This is a genomic window from Sulfitobacter sp. THAF37 (genome assembly GCF_009363555.1).
Taxonomy (GTDB): domain Bacteria; phylum Pseudomonadota; class Alphaproteobacteria; order Rhodobacterales; family Rhodobacteraceae; genus Sulfitobacter.
In genome coordinates this window covers 2,880,875-2,898,984 of the sequence record NZ_CP045372.1, presented here as the reverse complement: position 1 = coordinate 2,898,984, position 18,110 = coordinate 2,880,875, and the positions used below count along the sequence as shown (strand labels likewise).

Here is an 18,110-nt window from a genome sequence, read left to right as displayed (position 1 = left end):
CACGGTCAAGAGGCGGCAATTGGGTTCTGGTCACGGGGCGGCTCCTTTTGTATAGAAAGGGTCTTTGAGGGCGCCGACACACGGCGCGCGGGACCGGAGAAATGACATGACACAATGGAGCAAATCGAGCTGGCGCAGCAAACCGCGGATCCAGATGCCGGATTATCCGGACCAGGATGCCCTGAACGCGGTCGAGGCACAGCTGTCGCGCTATCCATTGCTGGTCTTTGGTGGCGAGGCGCGACGGCTCAAGCAACATCTGGGAGCGGCCAGCCGGGGCGAGGCGTTCCTGCTGCAGGGCGGTGACTGCGCTGAAAGTTTCGAGCAGTTCAGCTCGGACGCGATCCGGGACACGTTCAAGGTCATGCTTCAGATGGCCGTGGTGCTGACCTATGGCGCCAAGGTGCCGGTGGTCAAGGTTGGCCGCATGGCGGGGCAGTTCGCCAAGCCGCGGTCGGCCCCGACCGAGGTGGTGGACGGCGTGGAGCTGCCCAGCTACCGCGGCGACATCATCAACGAGCTTGACTTCACCCCCGAAGCGCGACTGCCCAACCCCGAGAAGATGCTGCGCGCCTATACCCAGGCGGCGGCGACGCTGAACCTGATCCGGGCCTTTTCGACCGGGGGCTATGCGGATGTGCACCGCGTGCACGGCTGGACACTCGGCTTTACCGATGGGGAAAAGGCCGAGAAATACCGCGAGATCGCGAACCGTATTTCCGACACGCTGGACTTCATGTCCGCGGCAGGTGTCACCGCCGACACGGCGCACACCCTGCAGACGGTGGAATATTATACCAGCCACGAATCGCTCCTGCTGGAGTACGAGGAGGCGCTGTGCCGCCAGGACAGCCTGACGGGCAAGTGGCTGGCAGGCTCCGGTCACATGATCTGGATCGGGGACAGAACCCGGCAGCCGGATGGCGCGCATGTGGAATTCGCGCGGGGCGTGCAGAACCCGATCGGGCTGAAATGCGGGCCGAGCATGACGGCGGATGACCTGAAGAAACTGATGGCCACCCTCAACCCCGAGAACGAACCGGGCCGTCTGACCCTGATCGCCCGCTTCGGTGCCGGCACGGTAGGAGATCACCTGCCCAAGCTGATCCGCACGGTGGAGCAGGAAGGGGCCAAGGTGCTTTGGACCTGCGACCCGATGCACGGCAACACGATCAAATCCGCGTCGGGCTACAAGACGCGGCCGTTCGACTCGGTCCTGCGCGAGGTGCGTGAATTCTTTGACGTGCACGGCGCCGAAGGCACTGTGGCCGGTGGGGTTCACTTCGAAATGACCGGGCAGGACGTGACGGAGTGCACCGGGGGCGTGCGTGCGGTCAGCGACGAGGATCTGAGCGACCGCTATCACACCGCGTGCGATCCGCGCCTGAACGCGAGCCAGTCGCTGGAGCTGGCCTTTCTCGTGGCTGAAGAGCTGTCGTCGCGCCGTCTTGCGCAGGGCAAGGCCGCGGCGATCTGATCAGGCTGGCAATGATCTGTCATCACGACTGCGAACGCCGCGCGCCTTGGGGCCGCGGCGTTTGTCGCAGATGGAGATATCGAAGCGGGAGATGGTGAAACGCGCGTGCCGCGCTCAGTCGTCGGATTTGACGAGGCGCAGATAGGGGGGCCGTTTGCCCGGCCTGCCGCCACCGTCCGTGTCCCGATTGCCGGTGCCGCGTCTTTCGAATTCCGGCGCGGGGGCGGCAAAGCCCGGAACACCCGTCGAGTCGGCTCTGTCGGGCCTGGGTTCAAAGCCCCGGATGGGCTGCGCATCGCCGCCCGGAAGCAGCATCGTGAATGACCTGTCCACCACGTCAAGGCGACGAGGGGCCAGGCCGATGGTACCTCGGTACACCAGACAGCCCAGCAATCGGCTGACATCGCCCAGATCGCTCTTCAGGGGCAGCAGGATCATCCTGGCCTCTCCTTCTGGCCGGCCTTCGGCGGCGGGGGCGGTCAGTTTGAAAGTGGCGGTACCGGGGGCCTGAAAGACCTCTTCGATGGTTTTGGACACCTCTTGCCGGGCCGGTGGGGCGAACAGCGCAGTCAGCGGCATGCCGCGGACCTCCATGCCCATCAGGTCGTTGAGGTGACTGCCCGCGATCCGCAGCCGTGCGATGCCTGCTGCGACCCGTTCCACGATAAAGGCATTTTCAAGCGCGCCCTCTATGCCACGGGGGTCGATTTCGGAGCGTTTCGGTACCATGCGGGACCCGCGCAGGGCTTCCCAATAGGCCTCTATCTGGGCAATGGCGGCATAACCGCTTTCTGGTTGATACTCTGACATGGCGATAACATTCTGCGACGTATGGTGAGAATTGTCCATCGGACTGCACCTTCGGCTCGACAAGTTTCATAATTATGATGCGAAACGGTGTCCGCATGGCACACTGAACAATGTGGACTGTCAGCTTTGCCGGATATTTCCACATCCTCTTTTCTAGCGGGTCTCGCGCGGCGGAGGGAGAAATTCTTAAGCAATGGTTAATGCCGCACCGCATGGGCTTGCCCCGCCGGGGCGTTTCGACCTATCCCCGTCAGGACACACAACAACGGGAATTGCCATCATGATCCATTCGATGACCGGCTTTGCCACGAGGACAGGCGGCGACGGTCCCCATGCCTGGGCGTGGGAGGTCCGGTCGGTCAATGGCAAGGGGCTGGATCTGCGCCTGCGTGTGCCGGACTGGATCGCGGGGCTGGAAACGGGCCTGCGCAAGAAACTGGGCAAGGTTGCGGTACGCGGAAACGTCACCTGCAACCTGCGTGTGAGCCGGGAAGAGGGGGCAGGTGCGCTTGGCGTCAACGGCGCTCAGCTCGACGCCGTGCTGGAGGCGCTGCACCAGATCGAATCGCGGGCGATGGACGCGGGCGTGTCGCTTGCCCCGTCCAAGGCCACGGATATTGCCACCATGCGGGGCGTGTTGGAGCAGTCGGTGGGCCAGGACGACACCGCGGCGCTCTGCGCCGCGATCCTGGCGGATGCGGATGCGGTCCTGCAGGACTTTACCGCGATGCGCGCCAGTGAGGGCGCGGCGCTGGCCGAGGTACTGCAAAGCCGTCTGACCGAGGTCGAGGCCCTGACCGCCGAAGCCGCGGCCTTGGCCGAGGCGCGCAGAGACGAGATGGCGCAAACCCTGCGCCAGAACGTGGCGCGTATTCTGGACAATGCCGACGGGCTGAGCGAGGCGCGGCTCGCCCAGGAACTGGCGCTGATCGCGGTCAAGGCGGATGTGACCGAGGAGATCGACCGTCTGGGCGCCCATGTGGCCGCCGCCCGTGCCCTGCTGGCCGAAGGCGGGCCGGTGGGGCGCAAGCTGGATTTCCTGACCCAGGAATTCAACCGCGAGGCCAACACCCTGTGTGCAAAGGCGCAGAACACCGAGCTGACCCGCGTCGGTCTGTCGCTGAAGGCGGTGATCGACCAGATGCGCGAACAGGTCCAGAATGTGGAGTAACCCATGACCCAATTGCCGGAAAGGCGCGGCCTTCTTGTCATTCTCAGCTCGCCCTCCGGGGCGGGCAAATCGACACTCGCGCGCCGTCTGATGAACTGGGACGCCTCTTTGAAGTTCTCTGTTTCCGCGACGACACGTGTCGCACGCGCGGGGGAGGTCGAGGGCCAGGATTACTACTTTGTCTCCGAGGAGGACTTTCGCAGGTGGGTCAAGGACGGGGAACTGCTGGAGCACGCCCATGTCTTTGGCAACAATTATGGCTCTCCGAGGGGACCGGTACAGGAAGCCATAGATGCCGGTCGGGATGTGCTGTTCGACATTGATTGGCAGGGGGCGCAGCAAATCCAGAAATCTGCGCTTGGCTCTCATACGCTGTCCATCTTCATCCTGCCGCCATCCATTCTGGAGCTGCGCCGCAGGCTGATCAGCCGGGGCCAGGACACCGCCGAGACCATTGCCAAGCGGATGCGCAAAAGCTGGGACGAGATCAGCCATTGGGACGGCTACGATTATGTCATCGTGAACGACGATCTCACCGAAACCGAGGAAAAGCTGAAGACCATCATTCGCGCGGAACGTATGCGGGTCGCCCAGCAGCCCCGTCTTCTGGATCACGTCCGCAAACTTCAAAATGAATTCGAGGACCTCCCATGACCCTATATGCGCTTGCAGACAGAAAACCCAAGGTGGACGGCACGGCCTGGGTCGCACCCGATGCCAATGTCATCGGCGATGTGGTGCTGGACGCCGAAAGCTCGGTCTGGTTCTGCGCCACCCTGCGCGGCGACAACGAACGGATCCACGTAGGCCGCGGGTCCAACGTGCAGGAGAATTGCGTGTTTCACACAGACATGGGCTTTCCGCTGACCATTGGCGAGAACTGCACCATCGGGCACAAGGTGATGCTGCACGGCTGCACCATCGGGGACAACTCTCTGATCGGCATGGGGGCGACGATCCTCAACGGGGCAAAGATCGGCCGCAACTGCCTGATCGGGGCGGGGGCGCTGATCACCGAGGGCAAGGAAATTCCCGATGGGTCGCTGGTGATGGGCGCACCTGGCAAGGTGGTGCGCCAGCTCGACGACAAGGCCATTGCCATGCTGACCGCCAGCGCACGGCATTACGCCGACAACGCGGCGCGTTTTGCCAAAGATCTGACTGCGCTCTGACACCATGACCGAAGCACCGCTGCTGCCTGACCTGATTGCGGCGCTGCCCCTGCCGACGCTGGTCATTGATCGCGCCGAGCGGATCGCGGCGGTGAACCCGGCGGCCGGGTCGCTGTTCGGGGGGCATACGGTGGGCCGGCACTTTGTCACCGTCCTGCGCCAGCCCGCGCTGGTCGATGCGGTGGAACGCTGCATCGAGGACGGGCAGGGGCGTCAGTCGCGCTTTCTGGCAAGCGAGGGCGACCGCGATGTCACCTATGATGTAACGCTTCGCTGTGTGGCCGGGACCGGGCTGCTGATCGTCACCTTTCAGGACGTCACGCACCACGCCCAGGCCGGGCAGATGCGCCGGGATTTCGTCGCCAATGTCAGCCATGAGCTGCGCACGCCGCTGACCTCTCTCATGGGGTTCATCGAGACCCTGAGCGGTCCGGCCCGCGACGATCCCGCGGCCCGCGACCGGTTTCTGCAGATCATGCAGACCGAAGCGGGCCGCATGAACCGGCTGGTGGGCGACCTTCTGTCGCTGAGCCGGGTCGAGGCGGAAGAGCGCATGCGCCCGACAAACCAGATCAACCTGGCCGAAGTGCTGCGGACGACGCTGCGCAACCTCAATCCGCTGGCGGTGGAGGCAGACGTGACCCTGCGCGCCGATCTGGGCACCGAACCGCTGATGATTCTGGGGGATGCCGACCAGTTGCTGCAGGTTTTCACCAACCTCGTCGAGAACGCCATCAAATACGGGGGCGAGGGCCGACCGGTGGACATCGGCTGTGAAGTCAGTCTTCGCGACCCGATGCTGCGGGGGCCGTCGGTGCGGATCACGGTCAGGGACCACGGCCCCGGCATACCGTCGCATCATATTCCGCGGCTGACGGAGCGATTCTACCGTGCCGACAGCCACCGCAGCCGCGCCCTGGGCGGGACCGGGCTGGGTCTGGCCATCGTGAAACATATTCTCAACCGGCACCGCGGTCGGCTCAAGATCACGTCCGAAGAGGGGCAGGGCGCGTCGTTCTGCGTCATCCTGCCTCAGGATGTTGTGGCCTCCGACGTCTGATCGCCGAAATAGCCTGATTTGCAACGGTCCCGCCGACTGTCATAAAACTGTAATGGAACTGTCACAAAAGGTATAGGCGCGCGCCGTAGACGGGCCGGGAGATCGCCCACGGGGGGTCGATGAATACATGCAAACAGGAGACGTCATGTCACTGACTAAACTCACCGCATCCGCACTGGCCATCGCAGCCCTGTCCGCAACGGCTGCCGCCGCACGTGACAACGTACAGGTTGCCGGATCTTCCACCGTTCTGCCCTATGCTTCCATCGTGGCCGAAGCCTTCGGCGAAAACACCGACTTCCCGACGCCGGTTGTCGAATCGGGCGGTTCTTCCGCAGGTCTGAAGCGGTTCTGCGAAGGTGTCGGCGAAAACACCATCGACGTTGCCAACGCATCGCGCGCCATCCGCGAAAAGGAAATCAAGGCCTGCGCCGAGAACGGCGTGACCGACATCATGGAAGTCCGCATCGGCTATGACGGGATCGTCTTTGCCAGCCAGCAGTCCGGCCCGGACTTCACCGCGTTCCAGCCCACCGACATCTTCAACGCCATCGGCGCGAAGGTGCTGAAGGACGGCGAACTGGTCGACAACAGCTACCAGAACTGGTCCGAGTTCAACGGCGACCTGCCCGACGCTGAAATTGCGATGTTCATTCCCGGCACCAAGCACGGCACCCGCGAAGTCTTTGAAGAGAAGGTTCTGCTGGTCGGCTGCGAGGAAACCGGCGCCATGCAGGCGATGCTGGACAGCGGCATGGACGAAGACGCGGCGGAAGATGCCTGCCTTGACGTGCGTCAGGACGGCAAGTCCGTGGACATCGACGGCGACTACACCGAGACCCTGGCGCGTATCGACGCCAATACCAACGGCATCGGCGTGTTCGGCCTGGCGTTCTACGAGAACAACACCGACAAGCTGAAGGTCGCCACCATGAGCGGTGTCGAGCCCACGACTGAGACCATCGCGTCGGGCGAGTACCCGGTGTCCCGCCCGCTGTTCTTCTACGTGAAGAAAGCCCACATCGGCGTGATCCCCGGTCTGAAGGAATACGCGCAGTTCTTCATCTCAGATGAACTGGCCGGCCCCTCCGGCCCGCTGGCCAACTACGGCCTCGTTTCCGACCCCGAGCTGGCGGATACGCAGAAATCCGTCGCGGACGAAGCGACAATGGGTTCCGGTTCCTGAACCGCAGGCCAATGACCCTGGCCGGGGGCGGCACCATGCCGTCCCCGTGCCACACCATCGACTGACGACTGAATTTTTATCGACGGGCAGGGCGCGACATGCCGATCCTCTGGCTTTTCATCATCGTTCTGGCCATCGCCATTGCCGGATATTACCTGGGCAAGGCGCGCGTGATGCGCAGCGCGGACGGGGACCGGCGGCACATGCATTCGCTGCCGAGTTATTACGGCGGCAATGTCGCCATCAAGGCCCTGGTGCCTGCTTTCCTGCTGATGCTGGTCTGGCTGCTGGTGCAGCCCATGATCGTCAGCAATTCGGTTTCCGGCATGATCCCGCAGTCCGCCATTGCAGAGAACTCATCGCGGGGGCTGGTCCTGTCAGAGGTGCGCCGTGCGGCCGACGGGCTGGACCTTGCCGTGGCGGCGGGCACGCTTGATGCGGATCGGGCCGCCGATGCCAACGCCGACCTTGACGCCATCACCACCGGGCTGAGAGACGCTGGCGCCATCTTGACCTCGCAGATCACGGAGCCGGTGCTGAACGCGGCGCAGACGTACCGCGACATGAGCCGTCGCGGCAATCTGATGATGAGCGCGGCGGTGATCGTGCTGGCGCTGCTGGGCGCGCTTTGGGGGCTGCGCGGCGCGCAGGCCGATTACCGGGCGCGCAACGTGGTCGAGACCGCGGTGCGCTGGCTGCTGATCGGTGCCGCGTCCATCGCGATCCTGACCACGCTGGGCATCGTGTTGTCGCTGGTCTTCAACACGGTGGAATTCTTCCGCCTCTATCCGGCGTCGGACTTCTTCTTCGGCACCAACTGGGCGCCCAGCTTCTCGGGGCGGGGGGGCAGTTCGGACCTTGGCGTGCTGCCGCTGCTCTGGGGGACCTTCTACATCTCGCTGGTGGCGCTGGCCGTGGCCATCCCGATCGGTCTTTTCGCCGCCATCTATCTGTCGGAGTACGCCAGCAACAATGTCCGGTCCATTGCCAAACCCATGCTGGAGGTGCTGGCGGGCATTCCCACCATCGTCTACGGTCTGTTCGCGCTGCTGACGGTGGGGCCGCTGCTGGTGTCGGTCTTTGGCCGTGACGGCCTGGGCATCATGCAGTCGGGGACAGCCGTGATCACCGCCGGGCTGGTGATGGGCGTGATGCTGATCCCCTTTGTCAGTTCGCTGTCCGACGACATCATCAACGCCGTGCCGCAGGCGATGCGCGATGGCTCCTACGGGCTGGGTGCGACCAAGTCGGAGACCATCCGCCAGGTGATCCTGCCCGCCGCCTTGCCCGGCATCGTCGGGGCGATCCTGCTGGCGGCCTCGCGCGCCATCGGTGAGACAATGATCGTTGTGCTGGGGGCAGGGGCGGCGGCGCGGCTTTCGCTCAACCCCTTCGATGCGATGACGACGGTCACCGCCAAGATCGTCAGCCAGCTGACCGGGGACGCCGACTTTGCCAGCCCCGAGGCGCTGGTGGCCTTTGCGCTGGGGATGACGCTGTTTGTCATCACCCTCGCCCTCAATGTTTTCGCGCTCTACATCGTGCGCAAGTACCGGGAGCAATACGACTGATGTCCGATGCAAGCCTCAGCAGCGGCGCTGCACCCCATTCCGGCGGAAAATCCCTGCTGGTGCAGGACGCGCGCACCCGCAAGCGTAACGCGGCGGAAAAACGGTTCCAGGCCTATGGCATGATCGCTATCCTGATCGGTCTGTTCTTCCTCGTGGTGCTGGCGTTTTCGATCATCCGGTCCGGCACGCCTGCCTTTACCCAGACGGTCGTGGATGTGGAATTCACCCTGACCGAAGAGCAATATACCGCAGCCGAAGGCGAATTGTTCAAGACAAAGGCCTATGAAAACCTGCTGGTCGAAGAGATCCGCCAAGCACTCGACGCACGCGGGCTTGAAACTGCGTTCGACGCCGAGGCCATCCAGCGCCTGCTGGGCAAACCCGGCGGCACCCTGCGCGAGCATTACAGAGCCAACGAACAGGACCTCGGCAGCCCGGTGTCCTTCCAGCTGGCGGCGGCATCGCGGGTCGATGGCTATCTGACCGGCCGCGTCACCCGTGAGGCAATGACCGACAGCCGGTTCATGCAGGCCTCGGACCTCGACCTTGTCGACGCTCTGGTCGAAGCGGGCATCATCACCCGGGCCTTCAACTGGAACTTCATCACCGGTGCGGATTCCGGTGTGGACAACCCCGGTGGCGCAGGCATCGGCGCCTCGGTCATCGGCTCCTTCTTCATGATGCTGGTGGTGCTGGTCCTGTCGCTGCCCATCGGCGTTGCCGCCTCCATCTACCTTGAGGAATTCGCACCGCAGAACCGGTTCACCGATCTGATCGAAGTGAACATCTCGAACCTCGCGGCGGTGCCCTCGATCGTGTTCGGCATCCTCGGGCTGGCGGTTTTCATCCAGTTCATGCACCTGCCGCAGTCCGCGCCGCTGGTGGGGGGCCTCGTGCTGACGCTGATGACACTGCCGACCATCATCATCTCTACCCGCGCCTCGCTGAAATCGGTGCCACCGTCGATCCGGGACGCGGCACTGGGCGTGGGGGCGTCCAAGATGCAGGCGGTCTTTCACCATGTGCTGCCGCTGGCCATGCCGGGCATCCTGACAGGGACCATCATCGGCCTTGCACAGGCTCTGGGCGAAACCGCGCCGCTGCTGCTGATCGGTATGGTAGGCTTTGTCGCACGGGGCTATCCCGATGGCTTCATCGCCGGTTTCACCGAACCGAACTCGGCCATGCCGGCGCAGATCTACACCTGGGCGGCGCGGGCGGACGCGAGCTTTTACGAAAAGGCGTGGGGCGGGATCATCATCCTTCTGATATTCCTGCTGACCATGAACATCATCGCCATCATCCTGCGCCGCCGTTTCGAGCGCCGCTGGTAGGAGGGAGAGACCGATGAAAGACAATTTTATTGCGGAGAGTGAAGTGGCCACAAAGAACATCAAGATCGCGGCCCGCGACGTGCAGGTCTATTACGGTGACACCCATGCCATCAAGGACGTGAATGTCGAGATCGAAGACAAGACCGTGACCGCATTCATCGGGCCGTCAGGCTGTGGCAAATCCACCTTCCTGCGCTGCATCAACCGGATGAACGACACCATCGACGTCTGCCGCGTGACCGGCGACATCCGGATCGACGACGAAGACATCTACGACCGCAAGGTGGATCCCGTGCAGCTGCGCGCCAAGGTCGGGATGGTGTTCCAGAAACCGAACCCGTTCCCCAAATCCATCTACGACAACGTGGCTTATGGGCCGCGCATTCACGGGCTGGCGCGGAACAAGGCGGAACTGGACGACATCGTGGAACGCGCGCTGCGCCGCGGTGCCATCTGGAACGAGGTCAAGGACCGTCTGGATGCGCCCGGCACGGGGCTGTCCGGCGGTCAGCAACAGCGCCTGTGCATCGCCCGCGCGGTTGCGACCGAACCCGAAGTGCTGCTGATGGATGAACCCTGTTCCGCCCTGGACCCGATCGCGACCGCCCAGGTCGAGGAACTGATCGACGAGCTGCGCCAGAACTATTCGGTCGTCATCGTCACCCACTCCATGCAGCAGGCTGCCCGCGTGAGCCAGAAAACCGCTTTCTTCCACCTTGGGAACCTCGTGGAATTCGGCGAGACCGACAAGATTTTCACCTCACCCGACGACCCGCGCACTGAAAGCTACATCACAGGCCGGATTGGATAATATTATGCAAGATCAACACATTGCGTCCGCCTTTGACCGCGACCTGGAAGCGGTTCAGGCGCAGATCATGAAAATGGGCGGACTGGTCGAAGATGCCATCCGAAATGCCGCCTTGTCGCTGGAGAGCCGCGACGTCGAACTGGCCGAGCAGGTCAGGGCAGGGGACAAGGTCATTGACGAGCTTGAGAACCTGATCAACGAAAGTGCGGCCCGCGTGATCGCGCTGCGTGCGCCCACCGCCATTGACCTGCGGCTGATCCTCAGTGTCATCAAGATCAGCGCAAACCTGGAGCGGATCGGCGACTATGCCAAGAACATGGGCAAACGTACCGGCGTGCTGACCCAGATGCAGCCCGTGAACGACAGTGCCGGTGCGATCCGTCGCATGGCGCGGGCGGTCGAGGGAATGCTCAAGGATGCGTTGGACGCCTATATTCAGCGCGATGCGGAACTGGCGGCGAACATCATCGACCGGGATGAGGACGTGGACCAGATGTACAACGCGCTGTTCCGCGAATTCCTGACCTTCATGATGGAGGACCCGCGCAACATCACCGCGTGCATGCACCTTCATTTCATCGCCAAGAACGTGGAACGGATGGGTGATCTGGTGACGTCGATCGCCGAGCAGGTGATCTATCTCGTCACCGGTGAACACCCCGACGACGATCGCCCAAAGGCTGACCATACGTCGACAGCGGCCGAGGTGAAGTGACATGTCCGTGACGCAACCCCAGGTCCTGCTGGTCGAGGATGAGCCGGCGCAGCGGGAGGTCCTGGCCTACAATCTCGAAAGTGAAGGTTTCGCCGTGCGCCGCGCCGAAAACGGCGAAGAAGCTCTGCTGATGGTGTCCGAAGCGCGTCCCGATCTGGTGATCCTTGACTGGATGATGCCGCTGATGAGCGGGATCGAGGTTTGCCGTCAGCTGAAGACCCGCGAGGACACGCGGGAAATTCCCGTCATCATGCTTTCGGCCCGGTCCGAAGAGGTCGACACCGTGCGTGGCCTGGAAACCGGTGCGGACGACTATGTCGTCAAACCCTATGCGCTGCGCGAACTGATGGCGCGCGTTCGCAACCAGCTGCGCCGGTCGCGGCCGGCAGCCAGCGGCGCAGAGCTTGTGTTCGATGACATCCGGCTCGATCCCGAACGCCACCGGGTCAACCGCGCGGACAAGGAACTGAAGCTGGGGCCGACGGAATACCGGCTGCTGGTCACGTTGTTGGAAAAACCGGGCCGTGTCTTCAGCCGCGATCAATTGCTCGATCACGTTTGGGGCCGCGACATCTATGTCGACACACGCACCGTCGACGTCCACATCGCACGGCTTCGCAAGGCGCTGACCATCCACGGCGGCATCGACCCGATCCGGACCGTCCGGGGCGCGGGATACGCTCTGGGCTGAGGTTTGGCGTGCATATTGCGCAAACCCGTATTCTAAGGTCTCTGGGTTCATCATTTATTTACATAATACTGATTATGGGTTTTGCTTGTCCATCGGATCGGCGTCAGCACTCCGTCAAAACGACAGCGCCAAACCCTTGCGGCTGCTCAGAATGCTGGACTTCGCGCCCCTTCCACCGTTAATAATGCACACCTCATCAAAGGTTTGTGTATGCCCTCCGTCCTGATCATCAATGGTCCGAACCTCAACCTGCTGGGAACCCGCCAGCCCGAGGTCTATGGCAGCACCACGCTGGCGGACGTGGAAAGCATGTGCCGCGAAGCCGCCGAAAGGCTTGGCCTCGATGTCGCCTTTGTGCAAAGCAACCATGAAGGCGCGTTGATCGACGCAATTCATGCGGCCAAAGGGTCGCATGATGCGATCGTCCTCAACGCCGGTGCCTATACGCATACATCCGTCGCGCTGATGGATGCGATTGCGTCGGTCGAACTGCCGGTCGTCGAAGTTCACCTGAGCAACATCCACGCCCGCGAGAGTTTCCGTCATCAATCGTACATCGCACCCGTCGCCATTGGCCAGATCTCCGGCTTTGGGCCGAAAGGCTATCTCATGGCGCTGGACGCGCTTGCAGAGAGGTTATTAAAAACATGAGCTTGCGAGAGTATCTTCATTCGGTCGCGCGGTGCCCGACGCTGGAGGAACTCTGGGACCTGCACACGACCAGGATGGCGGCCTACGGGTTTGATCGGCTGATCTATGGATTTACCCGCTACCGCACCTCGACCTCGCTCGGCGACCCCGAGGATTTCGTCATCCTGACCAACCACAGTCGCGAGTACACCGACGAATTTCTGGGCAACGGTCTGTACTATCACGCCCCGATGGTGCGTTGGGCGCTGCAGCACGATGGGGCCTGCAGCTGGACGGTGTTGCACGACATGGCGCGCGAACGGGCCATGACCCCGGCCGAGGAACGCGTCATCGACTTCAACCGCCGCATGAACGTCGTGGCGGGCTATACCGTTAGTTTCAAATCCATCTCCGTCCGGTCCAAGGGGGCCATTGCGTTGACGGCAAAACCGGGCATGACCCAGGACGAGGTCGACAGGATCTGGGAGGAGCACGGCAGCGACATCAAGCTGATGAACGACATCGCGCATCTCAAGATCCTGACCCTGCCCTATCATTCGCAGCGGCGGTCCCTGACCCCGCGCCAGCGCGAGGCGCTGGAATGGGTTGGCGACGGCAAGACCATGCAGGACATCGCGGTGATCATGGGCCTGACCTCGGCGACGGTTGAGAAACACCTGCGCCTTGCGCGGGAGGCGCTGGCGGTCGAGACGACCGCGCAGGCAGTGCTCAAGGCGTCATTTTCGAACCAGATGTTCATTCTCGACGCTTGAAAAGTTACGCAAACCCGTTTGTTTGAAGAACTTTCCGCAATTTTCTTGCCCGGGGTAAGGAATCCCTGACTGGCGAAATTGAAGGTGTTAACGCAAGGTAATCCTGTTCCTGATACGCGGTTTGACCGCAGGAGCAAAGCCTGCAAACCCTTGAAATTACAAGGCTCTGTGTAGGTTCCGGGTACAGCTGGGCGTATTGTTCCGTCCGGCTGTCCGGGGTGAAGGCGCCTCTGCTCCTCCCCGAGCGTTCCGTCATCGGGCGTTGGGCGGGTTCCGGTTTCCGGGGCCCGCCTGTTTCACCTGTGGCCCTGCGATGCGCCTGCAAGGAAAAAGGGCGGCACCCTGCGGCACCGCCCTTCCCTGTCTTTGTCCTGTCCGCCCGCGGCGGGACCGGCAGATCAGCCCTTGGCAGCCTTGGCCACCTCGGCGGCGAAGTCTTCCTTGACCACCTCGATACCTTCGCCGACTTCCAGCCGGACAAATGCGGTGATCGTGGCGCCTGCTTCCTTGGCGGCGTCGCCCACCGTCAGATCGGGGTTCACCACGAAGGACTGGTTCAGCAGGGTCACTTCGGACATGTATTTCTTCATCCGGCCTTCGATCATCTTTTCGATGACCTGCTCGGGCTTGCCGCTTTCGCGGGCAATGTCCATCTGCACCTGCTTTTCCTTTTCCACGACGGCGGGGTCCAGGTCATCCTCGGACAGCGACGCGGGGTTCACCGCCGCGATGTGCATCGCGACCTGACGGCCAAAGGCTTCGTCGCCGCCGGTCATCGCGACCAGCACGCCGATCTTGCCCATGTCGGGGGCCGCGGCATTGTGCACGTAGGACACCACGGTGTCGCCGTCCACGCTTGCCATCCGGCGCACCGACATGTTCTCGCCGATCACGGCAACCGCGTCCGTGACCGTCTGCTCGACGGATTTGCCGCCCATGTCAGCCGCCTTCAGCGCGTCGATGTCGGTTGCCTTGACCGCCACGTTGGCGATGCCGGCGACCATTTTCTGGAAGTCGGCGTTCTTGCCGACGAAGTCGGTCTCGGAGTTCACCTCGACCGCGACGCCGTGGCCGCCCTCGACCTTGACGGCCACCAGACCCTCGGCGGCGGTGCGGCCGGATTTCTTGGCCGCTTTGGCCAGACCCTTGGTGCGCAGCCAATCGACGGCAGCTTCCATGTCGCCGTCATTTTCGGTCAGCGCCTTTTTGGCGTCCATCATGCCTGCGCCGGTGCTGTCGCGCAGTTCTTTTACCATAGATGCTGTGATTGCCATCTTTGGAGTCTCCTAAATTCAATCAAACGATCGGGGCAGGTCTCCCTGCCCCATATGTCAGGCTTGTGTCAGCGTCGTGACAGCTGTTCAGCTGTCGGCCTTCTCGTCCGCCTTGGCCACGGTTTCCTTCTTGGATTCCAGGTCATAGGGCGCGTCTTTTGCCATCGCGTCGTTCGACACCGTCTCGGACGAGGCATTGCCGACTTCGACGCCGGTGCTTTCCTCTGTCAGGGCTTCTTCGGCCGGGGCTTCTTCCATGGCGCCGATGTCGACACCTGCCGCGCCCAGCTGGGCCGACATGCCGTCAAGTGCGGCACGGGACGCCAGGTCGCAGTACATCGAGATGGCGCGGGCCGCGTCGTCGTTGCCCGGGATGATATAGTCGATGCCGTCAGGCGAGCAGTTGGTGTCGACCACGGCCACGACCGGGATGCCCAGCTTGTTCGCTTCGGCGACGGCCAGCTGTTCCTTGCGGACGTCGATCACGAACAGCAGGTCCGGGCGGCCACCCATTTCGCGGATACCGCCAAGCGATGCTTCCAGCTTGGCCTGGTCGCGTTCCATGCCCAGGCGCTCTTTCTTGGTCAGCCCTTCAAAGCCGCGCTCGGATTGTTCGTCGATGGACTTCAGCCGGTTGATGGACTGGGACACCGTCTGCCAGTTGGTCAGCGTGCCGCCCAGCCAGCGGTGGTTCATGTAGTACTGCGCGCATTTCTCGGCGGCTTCGGCGATGGGCTGCTGCGCCTGACGCTTGGTGCCGACAAACAGGACGCTGCCGCCCTTGGCGACGGTGTCGCGGATGACCTGCAGGGCCTGGTCCAGCATGGGAACAGTCTGCGTCAGATCCATGATGTGGATGCCGTTGCGCGCGCCGTAGATGAACGGACCCATGCGGGGGTTCCAACGCTGCGTCTGGTGGCCGAAGTGTACGCCTGCTTCAAGCAGCTGGCGCATGGAGAACTCAGGAAGAGCCATGTCTTTATACCTTTCCGGTTTAGCCTCGTCGGGGGTATGACAGCGTGTGCTGCCAACCGGCGGACGCCTGGGGATGTCTCTCCCAGAAGCCCAACCCCGACTGCGGGATTAAGTGGGCGTGCTATAGGCCAGCGCAGGCCGCTGTGCAAGGGATAAACTGTTCGTCATTGGCATGGACAGGTCGGGGTCTATATCGCAATGTGGATTGAAGGATAAAAGGGGAAACATCACATGCTGAAACGCACCGCACTTCTGGTCGGCCTGGTGCTGGCGGGGCCTGCGCTCTCTCAGACGCTGACGCCCGCGTCGCCGCAGCCTTCCGGTCTGAAACAGGGCCTTGCCGTCGATTACGCCTATTACGGTGTGCGCACATTGGCCGATGCCAAGGGCAAGCTGGACCGCGCCAAGGCCGGGCCGCCGCTGCAGGGGCTGTCCTATCTCGACTCCGATCCGGGTGACAAGGCGCTGACATCGACCAGCGCTGAAAAGGTGCTGGCTGCCATCAGCGGCTACATCAAGTTCGACGCACCGGGCAGCTATGATCTGGAATTCATCAGCAACGACGGGCTGGAGGCCAGCATCGGCGGTCAGCAGGTGGCGTTCTTCGACGGGGTGCACGGATGCGAATCCGCCGGTGTCACCACGGTCGAGGTGCCCCAGGCCGGCTGGTACGAGATCGAGGCGACGTATTTCCAGCGCAAGGGCACGTCCTGCCTGCTGATGGACTGGGGCCAGTCGGGCAACATGGAGCCGGTGCCGGACAGCGCCTTCGGCTACAAGTGATCCGCGCGGCAGGGCGTCACGACGGGCCCAGCCGGTCGTGGTGTCCCGCGCGCACGGCAGTTTCGCAGGCCTGCGCCAGTGCCTTGCGGTTCGGCATGTCGCATATCCGCACCGGCGGGTGGTAGACCACGTCAACCCTGCCCTGCCTGGCTGGCGCCAGCGTGTGCACAAGGTGCGTGCCAAAGTCCATGTCGCCCCACCAGCCATAAAACCGCGCTTCCGCCCCCGGCGGCGCATGATAGATCACACTGACAGGCTGCACCGCGATCTCTTCCCGCAGGTCTGGCGCGAAAAAGCTCTGGAACAGCGTGGTCTTGAACGGCAGCACCTGCCGTCCGTCGGTGCTGGTGCCTTCGGGAAAGAACAGCAGTTTGTGCCCCGCCAGCAGCCGGTCCTGAAACAGCGCCGTCTGTTCGCGGGCGCGGGCCGGGTTCCTTTCGATGAAAACGGTGCCGGTCGCCCGGGCGAGCCACCCGATGCCGGGCCAGCGCGCGACTTCGGACTTTGACACGAAATACACCCGCTTGCCCGCGTTCAGCACGAATATGTCCAGCCATGAGGAATGGTTGGCCACGACGGCGCCGCGGCCAGACATCGGCATGCCGAAGGTGGTATGGCGCAGCCCGATGATCCGCAGCGAAAGGCGGCAGACGATCTGTGTCACATAGGGGGTCACAGGCCGGTGCGTTCCGCAAAGCGGCCATTCCACCGCCCGCAGGACCAGTTTGATCAGCAGCCCCCCGGACACTGTGGCCACCAGCGCCAGCATCCGCAGGACGACCCGCAACCAGCCCATCGCCGTGATCCGCGGATAGGCCGGTGGCACGCCGCTGTCCCATGCGGTTGTCATGCCGGACCGCCACCGTAAAACCGGGCGCCCCGCGCGTTGATCCGACTGGTGTCGAGGATCAGGCAGACATCCACGGTATTGAACGCGTGATCCACATAGGCCCCCTCGCCCACGCAGCCGCCGAGACGGAGATACGCCTTGATCAGGCTTGGCACCTGGCGCATCGCCGCCTTGCGATCCAGTTGAGAATGGTCAATCAGGTTCATGTTTTGAAACGATTTTTCAAGCGCCCTCACCCGCAGGTCAGGCGGTGCCAGATGGCGTTCGTGCAACAGGCTCAACGGTGCCGCGAGCCGGTCGAGGTCCGTCCCGTGAAAGCTGGCGACCCCAAAAAGAACCTCCACCTCATGCGCTCTTACATAATCCGCCAGCGCCGCCCACAGAACGTGCATCCCGATCCCGCCGCGGTAATCACGCTTCAGGCAGGAACGACCCAATTCCAATAGCTTGCGGCCCGATCTTAACAGCGGAGACAGGTCGTATTCGGATTCGGAATAGAACCCACCCGCTTGCGCCGCACGCTCTGCGCGCATCAGCCGATAGACGCCGACGACGCTGCCGGTCCTGTTGTCGGTCAGCAGCAGATGGTCGAAGAACGGATCGAGATGATCGCGCTCCAGCTTCCGTTCGTGATCTACCAGGGCACCTTTGCCGCCCAATTCGGTGACGAAAACATCATAGCGCAGACGCTGCGCCGCCTCCAGGTCTGCCTGTGAACCTGCGAGGCTGACCGAGAAATCTGTCACAACTGCCTGATCCATCTGCCCGTCTTCGCCGTTGGAAAACCCTGGCGACTGATAGGCAATCCTCCTGGTCAGCGCAATCCT

General features: G+C 62.9%; 19 protein-coding genes. 14 read left to right on the top strand and 5 right to left on the bottom strand.

The annotated features are described in order from the left end of the window. Window positions 1-106 precede the first annotated feature (106 nt). Window positions 107-1,477 carry a class II 3-deoxy-7-phosphoheptulonate synthase gene (locus FIU94_RS14205; RefSeq protein WP_152466406.1) on the top strand — a complete coding sequence of 457 codons (1,371 nt, stop codon included), beginning with the start codon at window positions 107-109 and terminating at the stop codon, window positions 1,475-1,477. Window positions 1,478-1,591: 114 nt separating this feature from the next. Here the strand turns inward: FIU94_RS14205 and FIU94_RS14200 are convergent, their stop codons facing one another. Then, window positions 1,592-2,326, bottom strand: a complete 735-nt coding sequence (locus tag FIU94_RS14200) for a PAS domain-containing protein (protein WP_254702548.1) — start codon at window positions 2,324-2,326, stop codon at window positions 1,592-1,594. A gap of 241 nt (window positions 2,327-2,567) precedes the next feature. On the opposite strand from FIU94_RS14200, the gene FIU94_RS14195 reads away from it, so the two are divergent. From FIU94_RS14195 to FIU94_RS14140, 12 genes are all read left to right on the top strand, one after another. Continuing rightward, a complete protein-coding gene (locus tag FIU94_RS14195) occupies window positions 2,568-3,458 on the top strand; it encodes a YicC/YloC family endoribonuclease (RefSeq protein WP_152466405.1) in 891 nt (296 codons plus the stop codon). Window positions 3,459-3,461: 3 nt separating this feature from the next. Further along, a complete protein-coding gene (gene gmk, locus FIU94_RS14190) occupies window positions 3,462-4,112 on the top strand; it encodes a guanylate kinase (protein ID WP_172975910.1) in 651 nt (216 codons plus the stop codon). Continuing rightward, window positions 4,109-4,630 (top strand): gamma carbonic anhydrase family protein, encoded by a 522-nt coding sequence (locus FIU94_RS14185; RefSeq protein WP_152466404.1) that lies wholly within the window; start codon window positions 4,109-4,111, stop codon window positions 4,628-4,630. Before gmk ends, FIU94_RS14185 begins: the two co-directional genes overlap by 4 nt. 4 nt (window positions 4,631-4,634) lie before the next feature. Then, window positions 4,635-5,690 carry an ATP-binding protein gene (locus tag FIU94_RS14180; protein ID WP_152466403.1) on the top strand — a complete coding sequence of 352 codons (1,056 nt, stop codon included), beginning with the start codon at window positions 4,635-4,637 and terminating at the stop codon, window positions 5,688-5,690. 145 nt (window positions 5,691-5,835) lie between these two features. Further along, a complete protein-coding gene (locus tag FIU94_RS14175; RefSeq protein ID WP_152466402.1) occupies window positions 5,836-6,876 on the top strand; it encodes a substrate-binding domain-containing protein in 1,041 nt (346 codons plus the stop codon). Between the two features lie 98 nt (window positions 6,877-6,974). Further along, complete coding sequence (gene pstC / locus FIU94_RS14170; RefSeq protein WP_152466401.1) at window positions 6,975-8,447, top strand: phosphate ABC transporter permease subunit PstC; 1,473 nt, start codon at window positions 6,975-6,977, stop codon at window positions 8,445-8,447. Continuing rightward, entirely contained in the window at window positions 8,447-9,781 is a 1,335-nt protein-coding gene (gene pstA / locus FIU94_RS14165) for a phosphate ABC transporter permease PstA (RefSeq protein WP_152466400.1), read from the top strand. The genes pstC and pstA overlap by 1 nt, the downstream gene beginning before the upstream one ends. 13 nt (window positions 9,782-9,794) lie before the next feature. Beyond that, on the top strand, window positions 9,795-10,592 hold the full coding sequence (gene pstB / locus FIU94_RS14160; protein WP_152466399.1) for a phosphate ABC transporter ATP-binding protein PstB: 798 nt from the start codon (window positions 9,795-9,797) through the stop codon (window positions 10,590-10,592). Between the two features lie 4 nt (window positions 10,593-10,596). Further along, window positions 10,597-11,307, top strand: a complete 711-nt coding sequence (phoU, locus tag FIU94_RS14155; protein ID WP_152466398.1) for a phosphate signaling complex protein PhoU — start codon at window positions 10,597-10,599, stop codon at window positions 11,305-11,307. 1 nt (window position 11,308) lies between these two features. Next, window positions 11,309-11,998, top strand: a complete 690-nt coding sequence (gene phoB / locus FIU94_RS14150) for a phosphate regulon transcriptional regulator PhoB (protein WP_152466397.1) — start codon at window positions 11,309-11,311, stop codon at window positions 11,996-11,998. A gap of 210 nt (window positions 11,999-12,208) precedes the next feature. Then, a complete protein-coding gene (aroQ, locus tag FIU94_RS14145) occupies window positions 12,209-12,649 on the top strand; it encodes a type II 3-dehydroquinate dehydratase (RefSeq protein ID WP_152466396.1) in 441 nt (146 codons plus the stop codon). Then, the gene (locus FIU94_RS14140) at window positions 12,646-13,401 is read left to right on the top strand and encodes a LuxR family transcriptional regulator (protein ID WP_152466395.1); all 756 of its coding nucleotides are present in this window, start codon (window positions 12,646-12,648) and stop codon (window positions 13,399-13,401) included. The genes aroQ and FIU94_RS14140 overlap by 4 nt, the downstream gene beginning before the upstream one ends. Before the next feature lie 398 nt (window positions 13,402-13,799). On the opposite strand, the gene tsf is transcribed toward FIU94_RS14140, so the two are convergent. Together tsf and rpsB are read right to left on the bottom strand one after the other, a co-directional pair. Further along, window positions 13,800-14,675 (bottom strand): translation elongation factor Ts, encoded by an 876-nt coding sequence (gene tsf, locus FIU94_RS14135; protein WP_152466394.1) that lies wholly within the window; start codon window positions 14,673-14,675, stop codon window positions 13,800-13,802. An 87-nt stretch (window positions 14,676-14,762) separates the two neighbouring features. Continuing rightward, on the bottom strand, window positions 14,763-15,650 hold the full coding sequence (rpsB, locus tag FIU94_RS14130) for a 30S ribosomal protein S2 (RefSeq protein WP_152466393.1): 888 nt from the start codon (window positions 15,648-15,650) through the stop codon (window positions 14,763-14,765). A 231-nt stretch (window positions 15,651-15,881) separates the two neighbouring features. Here rpsB and FIU94_RS14125 point away from each other — a divergent pair, with 231 nt between their 5' ends. Continuing rightward, window positions 15,882-16,433, top strand: coding sequence for a PA14 domain-containing protein (locus FIU94_RS14125; protein ID WP_152466392.1), 552 nt, complete (start codon window positions 15,882-15,884; stop codon window positions 16,431-16,433). Window positions 16,434-16,449: 16 nt separating this feature from the next. Here the strand turns inward: FIU94_RS14125 and FIU94_RS14120 are convergent, their stop codons facing one another. Beyond that, complete coding sequence (locus FIU94_RS14120) at window positions 16,450-17,283, bottom strand: 1-acyl-sn-glycerol-3-phosphate acyltransferase (protein ID WP_152466391.1); 834 nt, start codon at window positions 17,281-17,283, stop codon at window positions 16,450-16,452. After that, on the bottom strand, window positions 17,280-18,044 hold the full coding sequence (locus FIU94_RS14115) for a GNAT family N-acetyltransferase (RefSeq protein ID WP_152466390.1): 765 nt from the start codon (window positions 18,042-18,044) through the stop codon (window positions 17,280-17,282). Before FIU94_RS14115 ends, FIU94_RS14120 begins: the two co-directional genes overlap by 4 nt. Window positions 18,045-18,110: the final 66 nt, after the last annotated feature.

Coding starts and splice junctions, on each gene's coding strand:
- rpsB (WP_152466393.1), bottom strand. CDS start 15,650: ATGGCTCTTCCTGAGTTCTCCATGCGCCAGCTGCTTGAAGCAGGCGTA.
- FIU94_RS14120 (WP_152466391.1), bottom strand. CDS start 17,283: ATGACAACCGCATGGGACAGCGGCGTGCCACCGGCCTATCCGCGGATC.
- tsf (WP_152466394.1), bottom strand. CDS start 14,675: ATGGCAATCACAGCATCTATGGTAAAAGAACTGCGCGACAGCACCGGC.
- FIU94_RS14125 (WP_152466392.1), top strand. CDS start 15,882: ATGCTGAAACGCACCGCACTTCTGGTCGGCCTGGTGCTGGCGGGGCCT.
- phoB (WP_152466397.1), top strand. CDS start 11,309: ATGTCCGTGACGCAACCCCAGGTCCTGCTGGTCGAGGATGAGCCGGCG.
- FIU94_RS14185 (WP_152466404.1), top strand. CDS start 4,109: ATGACCCTATATGCGCTTGCAGACAGAAAACCCAAGGTGGACGGCACG.
- FIU94_RS14205 (WP_152466406.1), top strand. CDS start 107: ATGACACAATGGAGCAAATCGAGCTGGCGCAGCAAACCGCGGATCCAG.
- FIU94_RS14200 (WP_254702548.1), bottom strand. CDS start 2,326: ATGGACAATTCTCACCATACGTCGCAGAATGTTATCGCCATGTCAGAG.
- pstA (WP_152466400.1), top strand. CDS start 8,447: ATGTCCGATGCAAGCCTCAGCAGCGGCGCTGCACCCCATTCCGGCGGA.
- aroQ (WP_152466396.1), top strand. CDS start 12,209: ATGCCCTCCGTCCTGATCATCAATGGTCCGAACCTCAACCTGCTGGGA.
- gmk (WP_172975910.1), top strand. CDS start 3,462: ATGACCCAATTGCCGGAAAGGCGCGGCCTTCTTGTCATTCTCAGCTCG.
- pstB (WP_152466399.1), top strand. CDS start 9,795: ATGAAAGACAATTTTATTGCGGAGAGTGAAGTGGCCACAAAGAACATC.
- phoU (WP_152466398.1), top strand. CDS start 10,597: ATGCAAGATCAACACATTGCGTCCGCCTTTGACCGCGACCTGGAAGCG.
- FIU94_RS14180 (WP_152466403.1), top strand. CDS start 4,635: ATGACCGAAGCACCGCTGCTGCCTGACCTGATTGCGGCGCTGCCCCTG.
- FIU94_RS14115 (WP_152466390.1), bottom strand. CDS start 18,044: ATGGATCAGGCAGTTGTGACAGATTTCTCGGTCAGCCTCGCAGGTTCA.
- FIU94_RS14175 (WP_152466402.1), top strand. CDS start 5,836: ATGTCACTGACTAAACTCACCGCATCCGCACTGGCCATCGCAGCCCTG.
- FIU94_RS14195 (WP_152466405.1), top strand. CDS start 2,568: ATGATCCATTCGATGACCGGCTTTGCCACGAGGACAGGCGGCGACGGT.
- FIU94_RS14140 (WP_152466395.1), top strand. CDS start 12,646: ATGAGCTTGCGAGAGTATCTTCATTCGGTCGCGCGGTGCCCGACGCTG.
- pstC (WP_152466401.1), top strand. CDS start 6,975: ATGCCGATCCTCTGGCTTTTCATCATCGTTCTGGCCATCGCCATTGCC.